Source organism: Flavobacteriales bacterium, assembly GCA_013214975.1.
GTDB lineage: Bacteria > Bacteroidota > Bacteroidia > DT-38 > DT-38 > DT-38.
In genome coordinates this window covers 1-3,355 of sequence record JABSPR010000116.1, presented here as the reverse complement: position 1 = coordinate 3,355, position 3,355 = coordinate 1, and the positions used below count along the sequence as shown (strand labels likewise).

Below are 3,355 nucleotides of genomic sequence, written 5' to 3'. Positions count from 1 at the left end.
TTTGTTTAGATAGAGCCGGATTTGCTGGGGCAGATGGTGCAACACACCATGGAGCATACGATATTGCATATATGCGTTGTTTGCCTAATATGATTGTCTCTTCACCGATGAACGAGTCGGAGTTAAGGAATTTGATGTACACGGCACAAGAGGCGGATAATGGTCCCTTCACGATTAGATATCCAAGAGGTGAGGGAGTGATCACGGAATGGAAAACACCAATGAAGAAGGTGGCAATTGGTACAGGTAGAAAATTGTCGAATGGTTCGGATGTAGCAATTTTATCGCTTGGTCACATTGGAAATTTAGCAACAGAGGCTATTACGAAACTAGAGGCAGATGGCATCGAAGTATCTCATTATGACATGCGATTTGTAAAGCCAATCGATGAGATGCTCTTGCATGAAGTTTTTGGAAAATTCACCAAGATTGTTACCATTGAAGACGGTAGTTTAATGGGTGGCATAGGAAGTGCTATTCTTGAATTTATGTCGGAGAACAATTATTCCGCTCAGGTAAAAAGACTTGGTATTCCTGATAGAGTGATAGAGCATGGAAGTCAACAAGAATTGTACAAAGAATGTAGCTATGATGTTGATGGAATCTACGAAACAGTAAAAGAAGTAGTAGGCAAGAAATTATCTAAGGAAGAAAAAACGCAAATAGGTTAATCCTATTCGTATTCGAACGTATCCATAAACTTCGTGGTATAGTTACCAGCTCTAAAGTCAGGATCGTTTATTAATGCCTTGTGAAAAGGAATAGTCGTTTTTACTCCTTCAATTACGAATTCGCTTAAACATCTATCCATTTTATTCAATGCTTCTTCTCTCGTTCTTGCCGTTGTAATAAGCTTAGCAATCATCGAATCGTAATATGGAGGAATAGTATATCCATTATAAATATGCGAGTCTATACGAACTCCTAAGCCTCCTGGCTTATTCAATGTTACAATTGTTCCAGGAGAAGGTCTGAAGTTTTGTGAAGGATCTTCTGCGTTAATTCTACATTCGATGGAATGAAATTCGGGGATATAATGTTTACCAGAAACTTTTTCGCCAGCGGCTACTTTAATTTGTTCTTTAATCAAGTCGAAGTTTACTACTTCTTCTGTAATAGGATGCTCCACTTGAATTCGAGTATTCATTTCCATGAAGTAAAAATTTCTGTGCTTGTCAACCAAGAATTCAACCGTACCTACACCTTCGTATTTAATGAAGGTTCCAGCCAATACGGCTGCGTCTCCCATTCTTTTTCTGAGGTCCTTTGTCATGAAAGGAGAAGGAGTTTCTTCTAATAATTTTTGATGTCTACGTTGAATAGAACAATCTCTTTCCGACATGTGGCTTACATTGCCGTACATATCACCAATAATTTGAATTTCAATATGACGAGGTTCTTCGATATATTTTTCAAGGTACATGTCGTCGTTTGCGAAAGCAGCCTTAGCTTCTTTTCGTGCAGCGTCCCATGCTCCTTCTAATTCGCTTTCGTCCCATGCTAGTCGCATTCCTTTGCCACCACCACCAGCGGTTGCTTTAAGGATTACTGGGTACTTAATTTTTTGGGCTTCCTTAACGGCAATTTTCAATGTGTCTACTAATCCAATAGATCCAGGGACACATGGCACACCGGCTTTTTTCATGGTTGCTTTAGCAGTTGCTTTGTCGCCCATTTTATCAATCATCTTATCAGATGGTCCGATAAATTTAATATTGTGTTCCGCACATATCTTGGAGAACTTTGAGTTCTCAGATAAGAATCCATATCCAGGATGGATGGCATCGGCATTAGTAATTTCAGCTGCTGCAATTACGCTAGGTATGTTTAAGTATGAATCTATACTTGCACTTGGTCCAATGCAAACAGCCTCATCAGCAAATTTTACATGTAGACTTTCTGTATCTGCGGTAGAATAAACAGCGACGGTTTTGATACCCATCTCTCTACACGTTCTAATAACCCTAAGAGCAATTTCTCCTCGGTTAGCTATCAATACTTTTTTAAACACCTGGTATCTGTTTTAGCTTATGCGTTGGGATCAATCAAGAACAATGGTTGGTCATATTGAACTGGCGACGTATCATCAGCTAATATTTTAACAACCTTTCCAGTTACTTCTGATTCTATTTCATTGAAAAGCTTCATCGCTTCAATAATACAAATAGTATCCCCTTCAGCAATATTATCCCCTACGTTAATAAATGGTGGCTTTTCAGGATCGGAAGCTCTATAGAATGTTCCAATCATTGGAGCCTTGATTATAATATATTCTGAATTTTTTTCTTCATCTGCTGTAGGCGCCGCAGTTGTGGCAACTGGAACTGGACTAACTGCCACTGGACTAACTGCCACTGGAGCAGGAGCTACACCAACTGCATCGATAGCAGGTGCCGCTTGTATTAGAATTTCTGGAATATCTTTTTGACCTCTTCTTTTTCCTGGAGGAGTTTTAATTACGATTTTAAAATCTTTGTGTTCGAGTTCGACCTCAGTAACACCCGACTTTGCAACAAATTTGATAAGTTCTTGAATTTCAGATAATTTCATGAATCTTTCTTATTTCAATTTATATTTTTAAGATATATTCTCTTCAGCTATAGATGAATATTCAGGATGTGAAGGTATTAATTTTAGGATAACATTAGCTGTCATAACCCCACTTTAAATACATTGCACCCCACGTAAATCCTCCACCAAAAGCAGCCAAGACTATATTATCTCCTTTCTTTAATCTCTTTTCCCATTCCCATAAACAGAGTGGTAATGTACCAGCAGTTGTATTACCAAACTTTTGGATGTTAACCATTACTTTTTCTTCTGGAAGTCCCATTCTTTTTGCCGTGGCAGAAATAATTCTAAGGTTTGCTTGATGTGGTACTAACCATGCAATATCATCAGCAACCAAGTTGTTTTTTTCCATGATGTCGTATGCTACAGATGCCATAGAAGATACAGCCGCTTTAAAAACTATTTGACCTTCTTGTCGAACAAAATGTTGCCGTGCATTAACAGTTTCGATAGATGCTGGACGTTCAGAACCGCCAGCAGGTATAGCTAAATGGTTTCTTCCAGATCCGTCAGATCTTAGAATAGAATCAATGATGCCAATCTCATCATCTTCTGTTGCTTCTAGCATTACTGCGCCTCCTCCATCACCGAAAATAATACATGTAGTTCTGTCTGTATAATCAATAATTGACGACATTTTATCGGCACCTACCACAACAACTTTTTTATATTTTCCTGTAGCAATATATTGTGCGCCGGTATCTAGAGCGTATAAGAATCCAGAACAAGCTGCATTTATATCGTATCCCCAAGCGTTAGTAGCGCCAATTTTATCACAAATAAT

General features: G+C 38.5%; 4 protein-coding genes. 1 reads left to right on the top strand and 3 read right to left on the bottom strand.

Going from position 1 to position 3,355, the window contains the following annotated elements; genetic code table 11:
- Positions 1-671, top strand: a 671-nt coding sequence (locus HRT72_04490; protein ID NQY66965.1) for a 1-deoxy-D-xylulose-5-phosphate synthase, incomplete at its 5' end; no start/stop codon positions are given.
- Between the two features lie 2 nt (positions 672-673).
- Here the strand turns inward: HRT72_04490 and accC are convergent.
- The 3 genes from accC to HRT72_04475 form a co-directional block, all read right to left on the bottom strand.
- Positions 674-2,011 (bottom strand): acetyl-CoA carboxylase biotin carboxylase subunit, encoded by a 1,338-nt coding sequence (gene accC / locus HRT72_04485; protein ID NQY66964.1) that lies wholly within the window; start codon positions 2,009-2,011, stop codon positions 674-676.
- A 17-nt stretch (positions 2,012-2,028) separates the two neighbouring features.
- Entirely contained in the window at positions 2,029-2,550 is a 522-nt protein-coding gene (accB, locus tag HRT72_04480) for an acetyl-CoA carboxylase biotin carboxyl carrier protein (GenBank protein NQY66963.1), read from the bottom strand.
- Positions 2,551-2,644: 94 nt separating this feature from the next.
- A partial coding sequence (locus tag HRT72_04475; protein ID NQY66962.1) for a beta-ketoacyl-ACP synthase 3 occupies positions 2,645-3,355 on the bottom strand: 711 nt, incomplete at its 5' end.

Coding starts and splice junctions, on each gene's coding strand:
- accB (NQY66963.1), bottom strand. CDS start 2,550: ATGAAATTATCTGAAATTCAAGAACTTATCAAATTTGTTGCAAAGTCG.